This window comes from Armatimonas sp. (assembly GCF_043760365.1).
GTDB lineage: Bacteria > Armatimonadota > Armatimonadia > Armatimonadales > Armatimonadaceae > Armatimonas.
Map to the genome: position 1 here is coordinate 1 of NZ_JAYUPA010000621.1, position 1,501 is coordinate 1,501.

General features: G+C 62.2%; 1 protein-coding gene. It reads right to left on the reverse strand.

The features are described from left to right. A partial coding sequence (locus ACH2EH_RS14180; RefSeq protein WP_395142696.1) for an ATP-binding protein occupies positions 1-1,350 on the reverse strand: 1,350 nt, incomplete at its 3' end. Positions 1,351-1,501: the final 151 nt, after the last annotated feature.

Here is a 1,501-nt window from a genome sequence, read left to right on the forward strand (position 1 = left end):
CGCGATGCGTGCGGCGGCCAGCTCGATGGCGAAAGGCAGATCGTCAAGACGGGTACAGAGCTGGTGCACTAAGGGAGTGTTTTTTTCGGTGAGTGTCCAGGTCGTGGCCACTTTTTGTGCACGGGCCTCAAAGAGCTCAAGTGCTGCTGTGCTGGAGAGAGTGGGGACACGCCAGAGAGCCTCACTCGCCAGACCGAGCGGCTCGCGACTGGTGGTAAGCAGAACAAGGTTGGGGCAGGTACTCAGGAGCGTGTCTGTTAAGTTGGCGACGGCATCGAGGAGGTGTTCACAGTTATCCAGCCCGAGGAGCATGTTCCGCAGACCGATGGCTTGTGCCAGCTCGGTCGTCTCGGGGATGCCCAGGCTACTTGCCACACGGGCGCAGAGAAGCGCGGGGTCGCTGAGACCCGCTAGCTCAATCCAGGCAACGCCATCGGTAAACTTTGGATCGGCCTGGTGAGCCTCAAGAGTTGCCAGAGCAAGGCGTGTCTTCCCCACGCCCCCCATCCCCACCAGAGTGAGGAGGCGGGTTGCCTCCAGACGTGTGTGGATTTCAGTGAGTGCCGTCTCCCGTCCGACAAGCGGGGTCGGAGGCAGAGGTAAGCGGTACCGTAGGATGTCTTGCGTTGGGGCAAGGGCAGGCACGCTCTTGCGCCTTGCCTCCGAGCGCAGCCGCTGGTAGCAGGCCAGAGTTTCGGGTGAGGGCTCCAGACGTACCTCGCGACGTAACCAAACGCGAAGCTCACGGTAGGCTTGCACCAGAGCGGCGGGGTCTCCTCGGTCTGCCAGTGCTTGCATGAGGGCACGCCAGGCAGACTCGCGGGCGGGATCCAGTGCGACGAGTCGCTGGAGCTGGGCAATTACTTCTTGGGAGGTCGGTGCCCGCATTGCAAGCCGTTCCAGAGCGCCAAGAAACTGCTGCTGGTACTGAGCACGCGCGGTCAGTACCCAGTCGTCGTCCCAGCCATCGAGAAGGGGACCGCGGTAGAGACTCACCGCCGTAAGGTCGTCCTCTGTTTTGATCGCCTGCTCAAAGCACCAGAGGTCGCAGCTTGTAGGAGGCAGCTGCAAACTCAGGATCCGGGGCCTCTCCGAGGAGTCTATGAGCACGGAGGCTGCCGCACCCAGACGCTGCCGTAGCTCCATCAGCGTGCGGCGCAGGTAGAACTGGCTCCGCTCTTCTGCCACTTCCGGCCAGAGTGTCGCTGCCAGCCGCGCACGGGGCTGAGGCCCACGGAGCGCCAGGAGCCCCAGAAGACGCTCCCCTGCAGGGCGGCGTGGCCCGGGTGGCAGGGGAGCATCTTGGTAGAGTAGCACCATACTGCCAAAGAGCCGCAGTGTCAAATCCATGCGTCGTAACAATTCAACACGAGTAACGGAAATCCTGCCTTACTGGTAACGCCTCCACGGCCATTCAGTTTTACCTCCCGACTCGCTTAGGCTCATCACCCTCCAGCTCCGTGAAGGGTTTTGTGGGCTGGAACTATCCCCTTCGCAGGGA